Consider the following 20,562-nt stretch of genomic DNA (forward strand, 5'->3'; position numbering starts at 1 on the left):
AGCATTAATAAAACAAAAAGCCTCCAATAACCCTATTTATATTGTGGTTATTGGAGGCTTTTTGCTACTGCGACATTTATTCCAGCTACATTAGATTTTTCTAATTAGCTTTAAGCACCTAACAATTGGCGGATACGACTGATTGCTTCTCGGCTCTCATCGACACTCGCGACCAGAGCGATACGCACATAACCTTGTCCAGGATTATGACCATCAACTTCACGTGACAAATAACGTCCTGCCAATGCATGAATATTGGCTTGCTCATACAGCGCTTTGACAAAGATTTCATCATCACCATCGAACTGCTCAGGCACTTTGACCCAAAAGTAAAACCCAGCATCAGGCATACGTAACTCTAGCAATTCCCCAAGCTCAGACATCCATAGGGCAAACTTTTCTTGGTATAGCGCGCGATTATGAGCGACGTGTTTTTCGTCTTGCCACGCAGCGATAGAGGCGAGCTGATGTGGTATCGGCATCGCACAACCTTGGTAAGTACGATATTGCAAATAAGCCTGCAAAATTTTGGCATCACCAGCCACAAATCCAGAGCGCAAACCCGGTAGGTTTGAACGTTTGGATAGAGAGTGGAACACGATACAGTTTTTGAAATCACGGCGACCAAGGGCCGCACAGGCTTGGAGCAATCCAATCGGTGCTGTATCAAAATACAGCTCGCTATAACACTCGTCACTGGCAATAATAAAACCGTACTGATCTGACAGACGAATAAGGTATTCCCAGTCATCCATTGTCATGACGGCGCCTGTTGGATTGTTTGGACTACAGACAAGCAATAGCTGCGTACGCATCCAAACGTCTTTTGGCACCGCGCGATAGTCACCTTTATAGCCATTATCTGATGTACAAGGGACAAAGTAAGGCGTTGCCTGTGCCAGTATCGCTGCGCCTTCATATATCTGATAAAACGGGTTGGGCATGATAACCGTAGGCGATGTATCAGACGCTAAAGAATTGCTCTCTTTGTCAGCTACATCATGATCAACGACCGCTTGTACAAAGCTAAAAATCGCTTCACGTGTGCCCATTACTGGTAATACTTGAGTATTGGCATCAACGTGATTTAGAAAAAACCGTTTCTCTAACCAGTGGGCGATGGTTTGGCGCAGCTCAAACATACCGTTTGTAGTCGGATAACGACTTATTTTGTCCAATTTTTCGCGTAGGACGTCCAGCACAAATGCAGGGGGCTCATGTTTTGGCTCACCAATACCGAGCTTTATTTCACTGTAACCGTTGGCAGGCTTGCTATCAGCAAGCAAGGTTGCCATCTTTGCGAATGGATAAGGATGGAGATGCTTTAAGTTGTGATTCATAAGTGTGATAACTATAATAGACAATTAATAATAAAGTTATAAAGAAAATTTACATTAGAGCAGTGTAGCACTTCTCTAATTTTTTGTCCTTTTCTTCTTATATCGTGAGTAGGTATTTACCAGGCGTAAGCTATTCATCATAGGACTACCAAATAGGTAGTCGCTCAAAAGTCTTTTAAACCTTTCATAATTTATAACCTATAACAATACAAAAAATGACTACATCACAAACGTGGTAGATCGTTTTAAGGATAGTTTGATATGTCTAGTGTGCTAAATAATGATGATCTCATCGCTAAAGATATCAATAATGAAAAACTTGATAACAGTTTGCAGCGCTCTAACCTGTATAAACTGCTCAAAGAGCGTGAACAGAGCTGGTGGCAAGCGCGCCAACAACTGATCGAACGTCAAGAAAAGAAAATGTTTTGGTATGGCGAAAACAGCCTCATTATGTGGCTGTTATGGCAATTGGTCGGCTACGTGGTAGTGGCAATGGCCTTGATGCTGCTCAATAATATATTTGGTATCTCATTACCGCTATGGCAGTACGTTTCTTTGTTTGTAATACAGACCATATTTTTTGTCAGCGCACTTGCTGCTAAAGGCCAGTTGGAAAACAAACTGCAGCGCAAAATAGACAACGATGAGCTGATGCGCGAAGAGGCGCTCAATGAGATGATTATTTTGGCAGAGGATAGCCTGTATCCTGATATACATGCCAAGTCGCCTATTTCTTTAGAAGCATTAGACGATTATCTAGATGGACAGTTTCACCTAGCAAGCTTGCAATGTCTGCTACAAAAAGAAGTCGATGCTGGACGATTAATCATGGAGCAGCAGCCACATGAAGTAGGTGTTTTGCCGCCAGAGCTTGCTGACGATGAATTGAACGAACATGCCAGCGAGATAACCTATAGAAGTACGTTATAAAACGTACTTCTATGATGACTATCACACTACTTTTGCTAGTTAATATTCAAAATAATGGCTAACCAAAACTATCTAGCCGTATCAAAAATATATTACGCTATTATGCTCTTTCTGAACGGTAAGACTGGCTAATAGCGCTGCCTTTAATGCTTCCAGTCTATCAGGTGAGAGTGGCTTATCGTTTTGATCACTGATATAAAACATATCCTCAGCACGCTCACCTAAAGTGGTAATACGCGCAGCATGTACTTCGATTTGCTCTTGCAAAAACACTTGCCCAACTCGCGCCAGTAGCCCTGGCTGATCAAGCGTTTCTAAGCTCAAGATGTGCTGATCTGATGCTTCATTGAACTCGAAGTTAATCACCGTTTTTACTTCAAAGTGTTTTAACTGACGCGGCATACGCTTGTTCGTCAGTTTAAGTACAGTAGGGTCTTTGAATGAGTCAATTAAGCGTTGTTTTAGCTCTTGTTGACTGTCTTCATCAACCAACAATGTGCCACTAGGATCTAGCAATACATAAGAATCCAAAGCAAAGTCACGGGTCGCTGTGATAATGCGTGCATCTAAAACGTCGAGATTCATCTGATCAAATACTGCCATGGTAACGGCAAACAGGTTCATCTGATCTTGGGTGTAAACAAAGACCTGTACCGCATCAAGCGCCAATTCGCGATGTTCACGCAAAACGACCAACGGTGGACTGTCAGCATTAGAGGCCAATCCAATCGGTGGGTGATTCAAAATAGCTTCAGTATGCCATAAGATATCTTCTGCAATCTCTCGCAAGAAATACTCATCGCCCAAGTCATCCCATAGACGCAATACTTCATCGCGGTTCATATGTTGGTTATTGACATTATCTAGCATCGTCAACGCTTGCTTGCGTGTAGCGCTAATCATATCTTGACGATTGGTGGGTGCATCGATATCAGCGCGCAAGATGCGCCGAGTTTGTGAATATAGCTGTTTCATGAGGGTCGCCCGCCAGCTGTTCCATAGCTGTGGGTTGGTCGCATTCATATCAGCCACCGTCAGTACATACAGATGGTTTAGATGAGTCACATTACCAATGAGATCAGAGAAAATAGTTACTACCTCAGGGTCTGAGATATCTTTTTTCTGTGCAGTAATCGACATAAGAAGGTGATAGCGTGTGAGCCAACCAACCAAGTTCGCATCCGCCAAGCTCATACCATGCGATAAGCAAAACTCAATCGATTCAGTTTGACCAAGCTCACTATGATCGCCGCCACGGCCTTTAGCAATATCATGGAACATCGCTGCCAGCACCAAAATCTCTTTACGCTCGATACGCTGAAAGATAGAGCTAACCAGTGGAAACTCTTCGTGAAAGGTCGGATCTGTAAATCGATGCAAGATTCTAATTAAAAATAAGGTATGCGCATCTACCGTATATCTATGGAACAAGTCATATTGCATGAGGCCAGTGACTTGCGCGAAAGCAGGAATGTAGTTACCCAATACTCCATAGCGATTCATGGTACGTAGACGATGAAACAGGTAATTTTGTTCTTTTAGATTCGATAAAAACAACGCTTTGTGAGTAGGGTTGTCTCTATATATCTGATCGATACCTCGCGCAGCAATTTTGAGTGCGCGCAAGGTGTGGGTGCGAACTTTATCGATGCCGTGCTGACCCATCAATAAAAACATCTCTAAGATAGACTCTGGGTGCTGTGCAAAAACTCGATGATGCGCAATGGCAATCTGGTTGCCAATACGATTGAATCGCGCATTTATAGGCTGTTTTTTTGGCCGTTCATCGTCAGGCAGCTGCGGCTCTATGATCGTTTCATAATAATGATTGGTCAGCATCTCAGACAGTGTTGATATTTGCATTGCACAGCGATAATAGTCACGCATAAACCGTTCGACCGCAGCATTAGGCTGGTCATCAGGCTGGGTCTCGTAGCCCATTAGCTGAGCGATCTCACGCTGATAGTCGAACAATAGCTTGTTTTCATTACGGCCTGTTAGTACATGCAAGTAATGACGAATCTGCCATAAATACCCTTCGGCAAAGCTTAGCTCATCAAATTCTTTTTCGGTCAAAAAGTTCTGTTGCACCAAATCATATAGCTTACTCACGCGAAAATAGCGCTTGGTGACCCAGCCGATGATATGGATATCACGTAGCCCGCCCGGTGCTGTTTTGATATTGGGTTCAAGGTTGTACTCGGTGGCATTATGCTGCAAATAACGCGCTTTGGATTCTTCCATTTTTACATCAAAAAAGGCGCGAGGAGACCACTGTTTATTGACGATTTGAGCGGGCATATCTTGCAATGCTTCATTGCCGATTAGGAGTCGAGCCTCTAGCTGAGCACTGGCAATCGTATGGTCAAGCGCGGCCTCTAGCGCATCATTGACACTACGTACAGAGAGCGCAGGCTCTAGTCCTATATCCCATAGTAGAGCGACCAGTTTGTCGATTTTACTACTGGCATCAGTACCTATCTCACCAGGAGACAGAAGTAAAATATCAATGTCTGAGTAGAGCGATAGCTCACCGCGCCCGTAGCCACCAGTTGCAAAAAATGCCAAATCAGTTTTATCCAACTCAAACCATTTAAACAACGCAATCAATAGGCTGTCGATAGCGCAAGCACGTGCTGCAACCAGCTGACGAATATTGGTGCCACGTTCTAGTGAGCGGCTGATATCGTCGTTGATCTGGGCCAACCACTCAGGAATGCCAAGTAGATTCTTGTCTGTCACATTTTTAGCTGACAGTGGGGATGAGTCTGTCGCCACCTCACTTGGTAGTATCGGTAAAGGCGTCAAATCAACAGAGGCGATATCACAATTAAACATGAGTGTTATCCAGTTAAGAGTTTAGAAATAGAACGTTTGAGCTGAGCGCTATTGGGCATCTAATATGACGATGGCTAATAAAAGTCACGAATAGCAATTATCAATAAAAGTGCTGATAAATATATTAATAGAAGTTATCAGGTCATCTGAGTATAAAGACAAAGCGCCTATAAGCACAATACTCAATATGCCCTAATTAAAGACCAAAAAAAAGACCGCCTAAGCGATCTTTGATTGTACTACTGCGTCAAAAAACTTAAGTCTTCTTCGGGGCGAGTAGTAAATACCTCACAACCATTATCTGTTACGACCATGGTGTGCTCCCATTGAGCAGACAATTTACGGTCTTTAGTAATCGCCGTCCACTCATCAGGCAAAATCTTAGTTTGCCACGTGCCTTGGTTAATCATAGGCTCGATGGTAAACGTCATACCTGTTTTTAGCTCAAAACCAGTGCCCTTTTTGCCATAGTGCATGACTTGTGGCTCATGGTGGAATTCATCACTGATACCATGACCACAGAACTCGCGAACGATACTAAAGCGCTCAGGCTCGACAACGGCCTGAATAGCAGCGCCGACATCACCTAGGCGTGCACCGTTTTTGACCACGCTCATACCTGCGTAAAGGGCGTCTTGTGCCACTTTGCAAATACGCTGTGCCATGATAGAGCCGTTGCCGACGATCCACATTTTTGAGGTATCGCCATAGTAACCGTCTTTAATGACAGTCACGTCGATGTTGATAATATCACCATCTTTCAGCAGCTTGCTTTCAGTTGGGATACCGTGACAGACAACATGGTTGACTGAGGTACAGATAGATTTTGGAAAACCATTATAGTTAAGTGGGGCAGGGATAGCCTGTTGCACATTAACAATATAGTCATGGGCAATCTGATTGAGTGCTTCAGTACTGACGCCCACTTTGACATGCTCGTCGAGCATAACAAGCACATCACTAGCGAGTTTACCGGCCACACGCATTTTTTCTATGGCTTCTGGAGACTGGATAAGGGATTTTTTAGTCATCATCGTATATCTTATAATTATGGGTTCATTGTGGATAGATTATACCATAAACGTACTAACGACACTTTTACGTTAAGTGATAATGTACCTATCATTATCATTGATAATAATTGCTTTACAGCATATTTAAGGCTTATATGACTCATTAGTCAGGCTAATATATTCATATTTTGACAAATTAGTTGAATGTTGCAGGATATATAAGTAATGTAATTTTGCCTGCTAACGGAATTAGCAGCAATTTTTACTGTAGTTGTGCAGTAAAAATAACCAAATCAATGATAACAAGGATGTTGTTATGACGCTTTCTTTGTACATTCGTGCAGCTCTCACACCGAAAATATTGTTACCAATACTGGGTTCAATCAGTGCTGGTGTGCTTCTAATGACCATGCAAACCACTTCTGCTCAAGCTGCAGGACAATACTATAATTGTGCCAATGCTAATGGTTGCAAGTTGGTGGACAGTAAATACTTCACTTCTAGTTACACTAAAACTCAATATCCAGTCGTCTTAGCACACGGGCTTGGCGGCTTCACCACGTTATTTGGGGTCATTGATTATTTCAACGGGATTCCTGAAGACTTGATGAAAGGTGGCTCAGAGGTATATACCACTAAGACTTCAGCGGTTAATAACAGCGAAGTTCGAGGTGAGCAACTGCTACAACAGGTCAAGACCATTGCCGCCATTTCAGGTGAGTCTAAAGTCAATTTGTTTGGACACAGTCAGGGCGGTATAGATATCCGTTATGTCGCTGGCGTCGCGCCAAAGTACGTGGCCTCAGTAACTGCGGTATCAAGCCCAGAGCAAGGATCAAAAACCGCTGATTTTGTTAAAAATGTCCTTGAGCCAAATAATACTTCTGGACAGCCATCTAATGTCACCACCCAGCTAGTATCAGGCGTGTTCAATCTGATTGGTGGCTTTACAGATATTGGCTCTGGTATCAGTTTCAATCAAATTCAACAACAAGATGGCTGGCAAGCGCTCGTGGCTCTATCGACCGATGGTGCTGCTAAGTTCAATGCCAAATTTCCTGCAGCAATGCCAAAAAACTATTGTGGTCAACCGACTAGTACTGCGGTCAATGGCATCAAATACTATTCATTTAGCGGCGTTGGGCAAATAACGAGTGCACTTGACCCTAGCGATTATCTATTGGCCGCAACGGGCGTACCGTTTGCAGGTGAGTCTAATGATGGATTGGTATCTGCTTGCTCAAGTCGTCTTGGTTATGTGATTCGTGATAATTATAGAATGAATCATTTGGATTCCGCCGATCAAGTCTTGGGTCTGACGGCATGGGGAGAGTCTGAGCCAAAATCTATCTATCGTACCCAGGTAAACCGTCTGAAAAACGCCAACCTATAAGCTGAACTACAAAATAATAATGCTCATTGATTGAGAAATATCGTTTATGTCAAATAACCGCCGTCCAGCCTATGCAACAATTGCTATCATCGCCGTGGTTATCATTGCCACAGCGGCGGTTATTTTGTGGTTCAAGCCTAGTAATGATGTAAATTCAACTTCAACCAAACCGTCCGTCTCTGATAATGAGAGTAGCGAGTCAGTGATAACTGAGTTGGCTGCGGGACAAGTCGTAAAAGCGACAATGACACCCAGCCAGTCTCAATTTGTCACAGGATTAGAAAATTTACCACGCTCATTAAAGGGCACCCAAATTGATGGTGAAATTATCATCGATGAAAATAAACAGTTGGTCGTCACTGAAGGTCTGCGGCGTTTGTTTGATTATTTTTTATCCGCCCTAGGTGAGGAAGAAGATGCGACTATATTTGCCCGTGTGGAGAGTTATATTCGCCATCACACGCCAGAGCCTGCCGCTAGTCAAGCAGTCACTATTTTTAATCAATATGTTGCTTACCTTAAAGCACTTCCTGAGATAGAAAAGCGCTATGGTAATCTGCAATTACAGGCGACCAAAAGTGGCGAGCTGGATTTGAACGCAGTTGCCCAACAAAAACAAGATATCGCTAATCTACGACAGCAGTACTTTGATAAGCAAACTATTACAGCATTTTTTGGCGCAGAGGATGATTACGATAGTTATAGTATAGAGATGGTCAGAATTGACCAAAATAAGCAAATGTCTGACGCACAGAAACAAGCTGCCCGTCAGGACTATATCAGTCGATTGCCAGAGAATGCGACTAAAAGCAATATCATGCAACAAGCCAATATTAGCGAATTGATGACTCGCACTGAACAGATGAAAGCTCGCGGTGCAACGCCCGAGGAATTATATAATATGCGCCGAGAGCTAGTAGGCGCACCAGCAGCAGAAAGGCTGGCACAAGTAGATCAAGAAGACGCTAATTTTGACCAACGCTTCACCCAGTATGAAACTCAAAAGAATCGCTTATTAAGCCAAGGTGTCGATGTAGCCCAAGCGCAAATTCAGATAGATCAGCTTGAACAGCAACTATTTAATGACACTGAGCGTAAGCGTCTGGATGGCTATGCGGCATTGCAACGACAGCAAGCCGTGAATAATCCCTAATTACCATCACTAGCTATCGTCACTAGCTATCATCAATAACCATCAATAGTCATCGTTGATAGGGATGGGCAAAGTGAGCAAGATTATAGTTAGCAGCTCATTTAGGTATTGGCAAGAGCAAGTAGCTAGATATTTGCAAAGTAGTACAAAATGCATTCCGAATAACTACTCAGTTTATGATGACACCTCCCTGTGAGCCATGCACAATATTGTCATTGTTTAGAGCATTAAATAAAACAATAAATGAATCATAATAAGTCTGAGCTTTTACTATGTTTATTAGAGCTAATGGCTCAAGTAGATAGGATGTCTAGTAAAAGTATCGGATGCAATACAGCGAGGAGTTGATATGAAAAACATGAGTAAAGTAATGATGGCCGCGACATTGGCAGTTGGTACACTTGCTGCGGGTTGTCAGACGACGAATTTGCCTGCGCCAGTTAACCAACCAATCACTGCAGATGTCTTGCAAGCACACAACTGGCAGCTTGTTGATGCCAAACGTAGCAATGGTGATAAAGTAACGCAGCTATTTTTTGACCCAGCCAAGCCGTTAACGTTAAATTTCATGAATGATAACGGTAGAGATTACGTGGCATTTATGAATACCTGTAATAGCATGGGTGCTGGATATAGCGTCGCAAATGGTGAAGTCGAGATTAAAAACGGCATCAGTACTATGATGGCATGTCCTGAACCGCAAGCCAGCTTTGATACTGCTGCCTTAGCCACTGTACAAGGTAAGTATAGCCTTAGTAAGAATGCCAATAATGTGCCGATCTTGACCATTAAAAACGATGATCAAGTCGCTTATTTTAAAGCCGTTGCGAAGTAGCTTAATAATTGAGTAAAAAGTTTGACTGGCTCGTGAACTTAAGCAATTAAAGTTGCTCATTTAAAGCTACTCTTCTTGAAACGCAAAATGCCTCGCTATCAAGTGGGGCGTTTTTTTCATCCAAAGTTTGACTCAGTTTAGGCTACACTAGAGCCATAACCCTATAATACCTTTGATATCGTAAGATACTAGCTATGGCGTTGAGTCGGCAACAGTGACGATAGTTTTTTAATTATTCACAATACTTTTATCATTAGGATCTATTGGATACCACGCTATGTTTGAAACCATAAAAGTCATTACTACGATAGCTATAGTTACCGTCCTCACTGGCTGTCAGACATTACCTAATACCTCAGTAAAAAAGCCAACCAGTACAGTCGAGACCAATCCGCTGACTGCACGTATGCCAGCGATTGATCGCCGAGGATACATTGCCTACATAGAAGAGCAGGGCGTAGGTACGGCAAAAGTATCGTCACTCTATAGTATCCGTCCTGACGGTAGCGATCGTCAGCTCATCGATCAGCTTAATGGCTATATCTATGCGCCAGCATGGTCGGCAAACGGACAGCTGCTTGCATACAGCAAACAAGCCCCGCGTGAGCATCCCAAAATTTATATCTATGATCGTAGTAGCAATACGCGCAACCTAGTAGTAAATGCTGAAGGCAGTAATATGTCAGCGTCATTTTCACCCGATGGTCAAGATTTGCTCTATAGCTCTACAGTCGGGGGTAATTCTGATATCTATAAGATGCGTCTGAGCGATGGTAAGACCCAGCAGTTAACGACCCTGCCGAGTACAGAGGTACAGCCTAGTTATGCTGCTGATGGCAAGAGCTTTGTCTATACCAGCGATAAAGTCCGTGCTGGACGACCGCGAATTTATCGTTATGACTTCGCTACGGGCAATGCGACACCTGTATCAACAAATGGGTATGTGGCCAGTCCTCAGCTTAGCTTAGATGGTCAGCGTATGGCCTACTTAAATGGTCGCAAGGCGGCTGTCATGACCTTGACGACGGGACAGGTGGTCAACCTGGCAGAAACAGGGCTTGATGAGCCTGCACGTCTATCTCCATCTGGCAATTATGCCGTCTATCCAACTCGCCGCTTGAGTGTGGGCGGGCAAGCAGCAGGCCAAAGTAATGGTAGTCTAGTTATCCATTCGCTGTCAGGTAATACCAGCTATGCCATCAGTGGCCAAGATGGTGGAGTCGTGCGGTCACCGATATGGGGTCGTTAGAGAAGTATGTCATGCCGTGATATGTATATAAACTTATTTGTAAAACAGCATAAGTTTATAAATATTAAGTGAAGAGCCTTAGCTTTTGTAGTAGGTTATTACACATAGAAGATTAGGTTCACAAAGGGAGAACCCGCGTAATGCAAGAGGCTTTTTTCGCGTTCATCACCAAAATAAGTTTATATCCAACGATTGTTTTCACAGGTCTTGTGATGTTCGTTACTCTATACTGGGTGGTATCTTTACTCGGCATGGCAGATATGGACAGCGTGGATGTTGGAGAGTCAGGTAGTGATGCTGCTGTCTCTGATTTATCATCGACCGGTTTTTTTACAGGCCTCATGCTGAAGTTTGGTCTCTACGGTGTGCCTTTAGTCATTATATTGAGCTTAGTTAGTTTAATCGGTTGGTTATTGAGCTATTTGTATACCAGTTTCTTACATCAAAACTTTGACTCTGGTGTTTTGTATTACGTGTTTGGCACAGGGGCACTAATATTCGTATTGGTCGTTTCTATGTGGCTGACAGGCATGATCATTTCACCCATCCGCAAAAACATTGCCAGAATCCCCAAACGTAATTCTGCTAATAATGTAGGCAAAATCGCGATTGTGCGTACACTTAGTGTGACGGACAAGCACGGTGAGGCAGAGTTGAATGATGGCGGTGCAGGTTTGATACTCAAGGTTCGTTCAGACAACAGCACTAGCTTACTGAAAAAGGGCGATCGAGTGATGTTGGTCGCGTATTTAGAGGAAAAAAATACCTATCAAGTCACTCCTGTTGAAGATAAATAATTATAAATCGTTTAGTCGATACGACTTTCTATCATCGCTTTTAGCATAGAGTAAACTCGAAAATAAGATAAACCCTGATAAACAATAAACAGCCATTGAGCTAAAAAACCTCTATTTTTACATCATACGAACGGTTTTAAATTTAGTTATGGTCGGTTCAACTAGTTTAGATATGAGAAAGGCAAGTGAAACTGCTACATAGAGGAGTTGAGCAAACCGGATCGAACATCTGATGGATATAGAACTGACTATAGAATGTTTCAATTAAAGGAATAAACATGGACATACTCATTATCGTCGGCGTGGTTGTGGTGCTGGCGTTTGTTTTCATTATGGCAGCACTGTTGATGCTCAAAGCCTTTTACTTCAAGGTTGAGCAGGGCAAAGCACTAATTATCAACGGTGTGAGCAAAATAGCTGTACGTTTTGATGGTGGCTTTGTTTGGCCAGTTATTAATAAAAAAGAGCTGATGAGAATATCACTCATCACGTTAGAAGTGGATAGACGCGGTAAAGAAGGACTGATTTGCGCCGATAACATGCGTGCTGATATCACAGTCGCATTTTATCTACGTGTCAATGAAACCGAAGAAGATGTGCTAAAAGTCGCCAAATCGGTTGGGGTTGAGAGAGCTTCAGATAAAGTCGCTGTTAATGAGCTGTTTAATGCCAAGTTTTCAGAGGCGCTAAAAACAGTTGGTAAGCAAATAGATTTCGTTAAATTGTTTGAAAACCGCAGCGAGTTTCGTGACAGTATCGTTCAAGAAATCGGTAACGATCTAAACGGCTATGTCTTAGAAGATGTCGCAATCGATTATCTAGAGCAAACACCGAAAGTATCGTTGGACTCAAGTAATATTCTAGATGCTGAAGGTATCAAAAAGATTACTCAGCTAACGGCTTTTCAAAACGTTATTACCAATGAGCTTGAGCGTGATGAAGAGCTAGCGGTTAAGAAAAAGAACGTTGAAACCAGAGAGGCGATGCTAGAGCTTGAGCGTCAACAAGCCGATGCTGAAGCCAAGCAAAAGCGTGAAATATCGTCAGTGATTGCCCGTGAAACGGCTGAAACTCGTAAGATTGAAGAAGAAGAGCGTAAGAAGTCAGAAACAGCCGTCATCATGGTTGAGCAGGACTTAGCGATTCAGCGAGAGAATCAGCAACGTGAAATTGAAGTAGCAGGTCAAAATCGTCTGCGTGCAGTTGTCATCGAAGAAGAGAAGGTTACGCGTGCCCGTGACTTAGAAATCGTCTCTCGTGAGCGTGAAGTTGACTTGCAACGCATCGAGGCTGAACGTGCGATTGAACTTGAGAAAAAAGAAATCGCCAATGTCATCCGCGAGCGTATTGCGGTCGACAAAACAGTGGCGCAAGAAGAAGAGCGTATCAAAGAAGTTCGCGAAGTTAGTGAAGCGCAGCGTTCTAAGCAGACACGCGTGCTAGCAGCAGAAGCCGATGCGGAAGAAATCAAAGTACGTCAGGTGAAAAAAGCCGAAGCCGAAGAGCTGTCAGCCAAGCATAAAGCCGTTGAAATCACTACGCTTGCTACGGCTAACCTTGAAGCCTCTGCCAAAGAGTCAGAAGCCAAAATCAGAATGGCTGAAGGTATTAAAGCCGAAGAGTCTGCACATGGCTTTGCTGAAGCTGCTATCCAAGAAGCTAAGTCGGTCTCTATGGAAAAAGAAGGCATTGCTAGAGCCAATATTATTAAAGCGACTGGACAAGCTGAAGCGCAGTCAGAGCGTGAAAAAGGTATGGCAGATGCTGAGGTTATCGCGGCTCGCGGTGAATCTAAGGCGAAAGCTGAGCGTGACATTGGTATGGTCGATGCAGAGATTATTGCTGCTCGTGGTCAATCTACTGCCAAGGCTGAACGTGAAAAAGGTATGGCAGATGCTGAAATCATCGCAGCTCGCGGTGAGTCTAATGCCAAAGCAGAACGCGAAGTTGGACTGGCAAAAGCCGAAGTCACTCGTGCACATTTCCAAGCCGAAGCAGATGGTTTGGTCGAGAAATTCAATGCAATGGGTAGCATGAATAAAGAAGCACGTGAGCACGAAGAGTTCCGCATGAGTCTTGAGACAGCCTTGCAAGAAGCACTGGCATCGATCGACGCAGGTAAAGAGATTGCCAAAGAAAATGCTGAAGTATTGGCAGTGGCACTACAAAAAGCCAAAATCGATATTGTTGGCGGCGAAGCGCATTTCTTTGATAACTTTGCCAAGTCGCTGTCTATCGGTAAAGCCATCGATGGCCTAGCCGGTAAGTCAGATACGTTGAGCGGTATTATCAATGGCGTAATGGCCAGTCAAGCCATGAAATCAAACCAAAAAAATGATGATAAAACGGTTTAATTCTATATCAGGTCGAATTGACTGATATTTATATATCTAGCATTAGTAAGCAACATTAATATCAGTAAATTATCTGTCGTTTAGGCGGCAGTTTTTTTTGGCTAACTCAGGGTGATTCAGAATGACGAATCATGATGAGTTGGCTAATCTAAAAAATCAGCCGTGACCACTCGTTTTTTTAGATTAGCCAAGTGCTTCTTTACTTTCAATGATTCTTTATTGCCCAAAATTCTCTTATAGTGGATTCAGTTTAAAAGAGATACAAGGCAACCGAGTGCAGATGTATATGTGATACTTCAAGCGAGGTTAACGCTGTAGCTCTTTTATAAAGGATTGACTATATTATGTAAAAACAGAAACGGACGAGCAACGATGGCGGACACGCAAAACCTAACCACTCCAGATAGCAATGACAACCCTAATGCTAGTCAAGCAAGCCAAACTGATCAGGCAGTTGCCTCGGGCAATGCTTATGAGCTCATCAAAAAACGTTTGACAGAACAAGGTGCTCGTTTAGAGCAACAGACGGCCACGCTAAATACTGCACGCCTTGAAGAGTTCGGCAGTACTCAAATGCAAGTCATCGCCCGTACGCGTATCCGTACCGAACATAACTGTGTGGCGCAGGATATGGTGCAAGTAGGCGAATATCTACTGTTTGGCTACAACGTTTTTATGGGGCTCAAGCGCGCGAGCAATATCAAAGATGTATTGTCGCTATATCGTTTGAACGAGCCAGCTGGTAATGAAGAAGAGTATCAGCTCGAAGAGGTTGACTTAAAAGGGACGTTTTTGGCTCAAGACGCCTTTGTCCAAGATTTCAATGAGCTGTATCGATATTACAAGCAAACGCGCCTGATTCAAATAACGGTGAAAGACAGCAAATTGCTATTGGCGTTTCAGATTGGTGAGCGCATCACTGATATTCGAGTGTTCCGTTTCGCGTTAGATTTTAGTCAAGGTACACCAGAGTCGGCGCAAGTCGCTTATGTGGACAATCGAGGCGAGCGTGACATTGAACTACCGCCTGCTTATGATTTTGACTGGATTGAGACCACACGCGATCAAATGGTGAATGGTAAATATCCGCATATGAATATCTTGGATACGATATTTGTAGAGACGGTCGGTGGAGATCTGACCATCAAGATTGAGGATAATACGCAGTCAGGGCAGGGTATCTATAGCGAGCCTGTCGAAGATCGTACTCAGTCGTTGACCGATGCCGAGATTGCTTATGCCAAAGTTGGCAGTTTAATTCTGCTTAAGATATTACCGTATCGCGAGGATAGTTATCGCTATTTTGTCTATAACACTTTAACCGAAGGGGTATTACGTTTGGATGCGATTGGACAATCGTGTGTGCAGCTACCAGAAGACCACGGCATCATATTTCCGGGTGGCTACTATCTGCAAACGGGCGAATATAAACTGTTTGATGCCAATAATGTGGACGCCAAAGACTTAAAGTTCAAACGCAAAATCATATCGCCAAATGGCGAAGATGTTCTATTTTTATTTTATGACAGAGACTTGGGTATCACGGGTCTGTTTCCTTATAATTTGATTAAAAAGCAATTGGCAAATCCTATTTATTGCAACGGTATGGCCTTAGCTGAGAATGGCCGCTTGGCGCTGTTTAGCGATCAAAGTGAGCCATCTCGTATTCACCCGATGCAGATATGGCATACCCCTTATGCCTCACACGAGTATGTGAGCGAACTGCCAGAGAGCAAGAGTTTTTATGGAAAAATCGGCAATAAAGAACTGGTACGTGGTATCTCAGACCTGTATAGCATTACTCGCCTGATTGACAATCAAAGCGTGTCACAGAAGCTCTATGAAGAGCTTACCAATAATACTAGCCGACTCTTTGACAGCTATTACTGGTTGTCTGAGCCTGAGCTAAGCGAAGTCGCCAGTAGTATTAAAGAAGTAACGGCCACGGCTGAGCTGGTCATTGATGAATTCGCCAAAGTACAAAGTATCCAAAAGCAAACCCAAACCGCGCTAGCCGATGCTGATACGCAGCAAAGTGAGATTTTGCGGCAGATACGGGTCACTAGCTTTGAGTCGGCCAGTGATTATGTCGATCAGTTGTCAGCATTAAGACGCCAAAAAGGCCGTTTGGTCAGCTTGGAGGATTTGCGCTATCTAGATACCGATAAGTTACAAGCATTGCAGACACAGTTAGAAGAAGCCGAGAGCGAGTTGGCTGAAAAAACGGTATTGTTTTTAAGTGGTGAAGAGGCGCTCTCAAGTTACGAAGGCACATTGGTCGATGTCAGTGAGCGCTTGAATACTGCTGAAACCAATGCTGAGCTAAAACCCGTACTAGAAAAAATTGATGAGACAGCGCAAGGGTTAGATTTATTGACCGAGCTATTAGGCACATTAGATGTGGCCGATGCCACAGTACGCACGCAAATCATCGATGACATATCGACCATTTATGCCAGCCTGAACCAAAGCAAAGCCAAGCTTAATCACAAACGCAAAAATCTAGGCTCAGCGGAGGCCGTTGCGCAATTTGGTGCGCAGTTTAAGCTGTTCGGTCAGTCCATTGCCAATGCATTATCCATTGCCAATACGCCTGAGAAATCAGACGAGCAAATGGCAAAACTATTAGTGCAGCTAGAAGAGTTGGAGAGTCAGTTTGCTGATCCAGAAACCAATAGTGGCGACCAGTTTTTAGCAGATATCATCAGCAAGCGTGAAGAGATTTACGAGACCTTTGAAAATCATAAGCAGCAACTGCTTGATGCTCGTAATCGAAAAGCGCAAAACTTAGGTGATGGCGCGCTGCGGATGCTTGAGAGTATTAAAAAACGCACGCAAAGCACAGGTGTCACGGGCTTTACAGAAGAAGAAGCGTTAAATACGTATTTTGCGGCTGATGGTCTGGTGCAAAAAGTCCGTAACATCGCAAAAGAGCTGCAAGCGATGGGCTTTAGCGTCAAAGCCGATGACATCGACGCTCGCCTAAAAGCCATTCAAATCGAGAGTTATAAGAGTCTAAAAGACAAGTCGGACTTGTTTGAAGATGGTGGCCAAATCATCAAACTGGGCAAGCACCGTTTTTCGGTTAATACTCAGCCATTGGATTTGACCTTATTAAGTCGTCAACAGTCAGATGGCAAGCGTGTGCTGAATTTGCATCTAACGGGTACAGATTATTATGAAGTGCTTAATAATGCTGAGCTAAACGCCTTGCGCCCGTACTGGGACATGAATATCGCCTCCGAGTCTGACAAGGTGTATCGCGCCGAGTACTTAGCCTATAGCATTATCGAAAGTGCCAAGAGCAGTCAAGATGGCCTAACCGAAGAACGTCTATATCAAGCATACGATGCGACCATCATTACCCTAGATGTTAATGGCGATATTGATAACGACAGTCCATTGTCTAAACTGGTCAAAGCTTACGCCACCCCTCGCTATCAGCTTGGCTATGACAAAGGCATTCATGACCATGATGCCACGCTATTACTGATGCAAATTCTGCCGACATTGCGTGAGGCAGGGCTTCTCATTTATACCCCGCAAGTACGTGCCCTGGCTCAGTTATTTTATTGGCAGCTAAACATCGTACAAGCGCTTGGTTTAGACAGCTTACGTCAATTTGGTTATGACGCTTGGTTAAATGAATCAGTGCTGACACGCGCAAATAACTGGACGGATAGAGCTGCTACCGCCGAGCAACTGCGCCGTGCATTGGGCAGCGATACTGCGAAGTCTCTATTGGTCGAGGACATGAGCCAAGTGATGCGTCATTTTGTTATGGCTCATAATGATGACAGTCTTAGCGCTGATAAAGATGGTAGCGTTGATAAAGGCGCTAACATCTTCAAATCAAGCTACGTTCAGCTTGCTTGTGAATATTTGGTGAGCGTCATGGGGCAGTCGGCGGAATCAAGTGCAGGTGCATATAACACAATAAAATGGCAAACCAGTCAACAAGCGCAGCAGTTATGTGATCAGCTAAGCCAAACGTTAAATAGTGCCTCAGGCAGCACGCAAGCGACGGCCAGTTTTGATCAACTACAGTCTTCTATCAGTAAGCTTGGCTTCCAACCCAAATCAGCCTATGAGCTACTAGCCACATGGTTTCATGCACTACTTGATAAGACTTATGGTGGGACAGAGTCGGTTAACGTAGCGACTGATGGCACCAATGAAGCAGGTGAGGCACTCAGTGAAGAGCAGCTTGCTGAGAGTAAAGAAAAAGAAGCGCTACGCAAGCAACAGCTAGAGAGCGGCCGTCATTATGTGCCAGAAGCCATTGCCGTCTTGCTTACCCAATTAAATGATGCTCAGCGTGAAGCCTTGGTGCAACGACTGATTGATTCAGGTGCTACTTTTAATAAAGGGGCTTTTAATAAAGGGCTAAGTGCTAAAGGATTGGGCAATCAAGGTTTAAACAGTACAGGCACCAGTGGCACACCATCGGCCTTGTCATTTTCCTCAATCACCTCGTCGGCTACGTCATCGACTACATCATTGACCAGTATTAATAATCCGCTTAATCAAGTGCAAAGTTTTGAACGTAGCACGGGTAAGGTATCGCTTGAGATACAAGTCAATAATTTGCTGGGTGAGCATATACGTATTCATCAGCAGACCTTAACCTTTGCCGTTGATGATTTCTTAAATCGTTTGCATCATCATGATACCCAAGTTATCCCTGCCTACAGACGTTATCTGGCCATGCGCTCAGAGATATTGCATGATTCAAAAGAGACGTTGCGTCTGGACGAGTTTATGCCGCGTCCATTGTCTTCATTTGTGCGTAACCGTCTGATTAACGAGAGCTATCTGCCACTCATCGGTGACAATCTTGCCAAACAGATGGGCACGGTCGGCGAGGATAAGCGTACCGATTTGATGGGTATCCTCATGATGATATCGCCACCAGGGTATGGTAAAACCACTTTGATGGAATACGTGGCAAACCGTCTCGGCCTTATCTTTATGAAGATTAACTGTCCGTCACTCGGTCATGACGTCACCTCATTAGACCCCGAAAAAGCACCCAATGCTACTGCACGAGAAGAGCTGAATAAAATCAACTTGGCCTTTGAGATGGGCAATAACGTCATGCTTTATCTCGATGATATTCAGCATACCCACGCGGAATTTTTGCAGAAGTTTATCTCATTGGGCGATGGTACACGCCGTATCGATGGTGTCTGGCAAGGCAAAACCAAGACTTATGACATGCGTGGCAAAAAGTTCTGCGTGGTCATGGCAGGTAACCCGTATACCGAAAGTGGTGAAGCTTTTAAAGTTCCTGACATGCTCGCCAACCGTGCCGATATCTACAACTTAGGCGATATCATGAGCGGCATGGAAGAGGTGTTTGCACTCAGTTATATTGAAAACTCGCTGACCTCTAATACTGTCCTCGCACCGATGGCCAACCGTGACTTAAGCGATGTGCATCGTTTGATTAAAATGGCAAAAACGGACAATGCGAATCTTGCCCAAGCACAAAGCAGCGATCTGACGTATCCGTATAGCACCTCAGAAGTTAACGAAATTATCGCCATATTGCGCCATATGTTTAGGGTGCAAGAAGTCATTCTGGATGTTAACCAAGCCTATATTGCCTCCGCCTCGCAAGATGATAAGTACCGCGTTGAGCCGATATTTAAGCTGCAAGGCAGTTATCGTAATATGAACAAGATGACCGAAAAGCTGTCGGCGGTCATGAATGAAGAAGAGCTGAACCAGCTGATAGATGATCACTATCTGGGCGAGTCGCAGCTATTGACCCAAGGCGCAGAGAGTAACTTGCTCAAGCTTGGCGAGATGCGCGGTGTCTTGACTGAAGCAGAAACAGAGCGTTGGGCGCAAATCAAAGCTGACTTCTTGCGTAACAAAGCCATGGGCGGTGAAGATGGCGATACGGGCGCGCGTATCGTTGCCCAGTTGGTCGATTTGGCCAGTGGTTTCAATGCCATCAGTAGTCAGTTTGAGACATACTTAACGAAAAACGACCCAGAGCAAATCGCTCGCTTACGAGAAGCAGGTCAACAAGCGCAACTCGATACCCAGTTAAACGCCCAATTAGAAGCACAAAAAATCCTTGCCGATAGCGTCATTAACAATGCCAAAGTCGTCAGCGATAGCATCGATAACGGCTTCGAGAAAAGCGTGAGTCAATTGCTACAAATATATAAGCACGATCACAATGCTGGAAAGGCAGAAGGCGAGTATCTCAAGCAAAACCAATATGCACAAAAACAGCTCATGGTGCAGCTAGTCAACGCTGTTGAACAACTGGCGCAAAAAATGGCGGATAGCTTGGTTAGCAATAATGATAATCAAACAGCCGATAGCGATATCCCTAATATTCATCAGCAAACGGCACTGATGGCAACTGCCCTCAAGCAAGCATTAGAGCCATTGACGATGCGGATGGATGAGAAGCTGGCGATTGATACTAGCACCGATCAATCTGGTAAGTTAATCGTCAATAGTCTCAACAGACTTAATAAAATATTTGACGACTATGATTAGTAGACTATAGTGACCAGTGACCAGTGACCAGTGACCAGTGACCAGTGACCAGTGACCAGTGACCAGTGACCAGTGACCAGTGACCAGTGACCAGTGACCAGTGACCAGTGACCAGTGACCAGTGACCAGTGACCA

General features: G+C 44.0%; 11 protein-coding genes. 8 read left to right on the forward strand and 3 right to left on the reverse strand.

The window, feature by feature from the left end:
• Positions 1 to 110: 110 nt before the first annotated feature.
• Positions 111 to 1,340 carry a succinyldiaminopimelate transaminase gene (gene dapC / locus JMX07_RS08520; protein WP_201607413.1) on the reverse strand — a complete coding sequence of 410 codons (1,230 nt, stop codon included), beginning with the start codon at positions 1,338 to 1,340 and terminating at the stop codon, positions 111 to 113.
• Positions 1,341 to 1,601: 261 nt separating this feature from the next.
• Between dapC and JMX07_RS08525 the strand changes: the two genes are divergently transcribed.
• Positions 1,602 to 2,273, forward strand: a complete 672-nt coding sequence (locus tag JMX07_RS08525) for a hypothetical protein (RefSeq protein ID WP_201607414.1) — start codon at positions 1,602 to 1,604, stop codon at positions 2,271 to 2,273.
• An 81-nt stretch (positions 2,274 to 2,354) separates the two neighbouring features.
• On the opposite strand, the gene glnD is transcribed toward JMX07_RS08525, so the two are convergent.
• A complete protein-coding gene (gene glnD, locus JMX07_RS08530) occupies positions 2,355 to 5,111 on the reverse strand; it encodes a [protein-PII] uridylyltransferase (RefSeq protein WP_201607415.1) in 2,757 nt (918 codons plus the stop codon).
• Positions 5,112 to 5,350: 239 nt separating this feature from the next.
• Positions 5,351 to 6,142: a type I methionyl aminopeptidase gene (gene map, locus JMX07_RS08535; protein WP_371548431.1), complete on the reverse strand. Its 792-nt coding sequence runs from the start codon at positions 6,140 to 6,142 to the stop codon at positions 5,351 to 5,353.
• Between the two features lie 298 nt (positions 6,143 to 6,440).
• Here map and JMX07_RS08540 point away from each other — a divergent pair, with 298 nt between their 5' ends.
• The 7 genes from JMX07_RS08540 to JMX07_RS08570 all read left to right on the forward strand — a co-directional run bounded on the left by JMX07_RS08540 (position 6,441) and on the right by JMX07_RS08570 (position 20,427).
• Positions 6,441 to 7,517, forward strand: a complete 1,077-nt coding sequence (locus tag JMX07_RS08540) for an esterase/lipase family protein (RefSeq protein ID WP_201607416.1) — start codon at positions 6,441 to 6,443, stop codon at positions 7,515 to 7,517.
• A 46-nt stretch (positions 7,518 to 7,563) separates the two neighbouring features.
• On the forward strand, positions 7,564 to 8,670 hold the full coding sequence (locus JMX07_RS08545) for a lipase secretion chaperone (RefSeq protein ID WP_201607417.1): 1,107 nt from the start codon (positions 7,564 to 7,566) through the stop codon (positions 8,668 to 8,670).
• A gap of 349 nt (positions 8,671 to 9,019) precedes the next feature.
• Positions 9,020 to 9,505 (forward strand): META domain-containing protein, encoded by a 486-nt coding sequence (locus JMX07_RS08550; protein ID WP_201607419.1) that lies wholly within the window; start codon positions 9,020 to 9,022, stop codon positions 9,503 to 9,505.
• A gap of 277 nt (positions 9,506 to 9,782) precedes the next feature.
• Positions 9,783 to 10,754 (forward strand): PD40 domain-containing protein, encoded by a 972-nt coding sequence (locus JMX07_RS08555; protein WP_134292745.1) that lies wholly within the window; start codon positions 9,783 to 9,785, stop codon positions 10,752 to 10,754.
• 140 nt (positions 10,755 to 10,894) lie between these two features.
• Positions 10,895 to 11,551 carry a hypothetical protein gene (locus JMX07_RS08560; RefSeq protein WP_201607420.1) on the forward strand — a complete coding sequence of 219 codons (657 nt, stop codon included), beginning with the start codon at positions 10,895 to 10,897 and terminating at the stop codon, positions 11,549 to 11,551.
• A gap of 278 nt (positions 11,552 to 11,829) precedes the next feature.
• On the forward strand, positions 11,830 to 13,905 hold the full coding sequence (locus JMX07_RS08565) for a hypothetical protein (protein ID WP_201607421.1): 2,076 nt from the start codon (positions 11,830 to 11,832) through the stop codon (positions 13,903 to 13,905).
• A 372-nt stretch (positions 13,906 to 14,277) separates the two neighbouring features.
• Positions 14,278 to 20,427 (forward strand): DNA repair ATPase, encoded by a 6,150-nt coding sequence (locus tag JMX07_RS08570; protein WP_201607422.1) that lies wholly within the window; start codon positions 14,278 to 14,280, stop codon positions 20,425 to 20,427.
• Positions 20,428 to 20,562: the final 135 nt, after the last annotated feature.

The sequence above is a fragment of the Psychrobacter immobilis genome (assembly GCF_904846235.1).
Taxonomy (GTDB): Bacteria; Pseudomonadota; Gammaproteobacteria; order Pseudomonadales; family Moraxellaceae; genus Psychrobacter; species Psychrobacter immobilis_C.

What these genes read in the sequence shown, in the direction of transcription:
- dapC (WP_201607413.1), bottom strand. Translation starts at nt 1,340, where the DNA reads ATGAATCACAACTTAAAGCATCTCCATCCTTATCCATTCGCAAAGATG.
- JMX07_RS08525 (WP_201607414.1), top strand. Translation starts at nt 1,602, where the DNA reads ATGTCTAGTGTGCTAAATAATGATGATCTCATCGCTAAAGATATCAAT.
- glnD (WP_201607415.1), bottom strand. Translation starts at nt 5,111, where the DNA reads ATGTTTAATTGTGATATCGCCTCTGTTGATTTGACGCCTTTACCGATA.
- map (WP_371548431.1), bottom strand. Translation starts at nt 6,142, where the DNA reads ATGACTAAAAAATCCCTTATCCAGTCTCCAGAAGCCATAGAAAAAATG.
- JMX07_RS08540 (WP_201607416.1), top strand. Translation starts at nt 6,441, where the DNA reads ATGACGCTTTCTTTGTACATTCGTGCAGCTCTCACACCGAAAATATTG.
- JMX07_RS08545 (WP_201607417.1), top strand. Translation starts at nt 7,564, where the DNA reads ATGTCAAATAACCGCCGTCCAGCCTATGCAACAATTGCTATCATCGCC.
- JMX07_RS08550 (WP_201607419.1), top strand. Translation starts at nt 9,020, where the DNA reads ATGAAAAACATGAGTAAAGTAATGATGGCCGCGACATTGGCAGTTGGT.
- JMX07_RS08555 (WP_134292745.1), top strand. Translation starts at nt 9,783, where the DNA reads ATGTTTGAAACCATAAAAGTCATTACTACGATAGCTATAGTTACCGTC.
- JMX07_RS08560 (WP_201607420.1), top strand. Translation starts at nt 10,895, where the DNA reads ATGCAAGAGGCTTTTTTCGCGTTCATCACCAAAATAAGTTTATATCCA.
- JMX07_RS08565 (WP_201607421.1), top strand. Translation starts at nt 11,830, where the DNA reads ATGGACATACTCATTATCGTCGGCGTGGTTGTGGTGCTGGCGTTTGTT.
- JMX07_RS08570 (WP_201607422.1), top strand. Translation starts at nt 14,278, where the DNA reads ATGGCGGACACGCAAAACCTAACCACTCCAGATAGCAATGACAACCCT.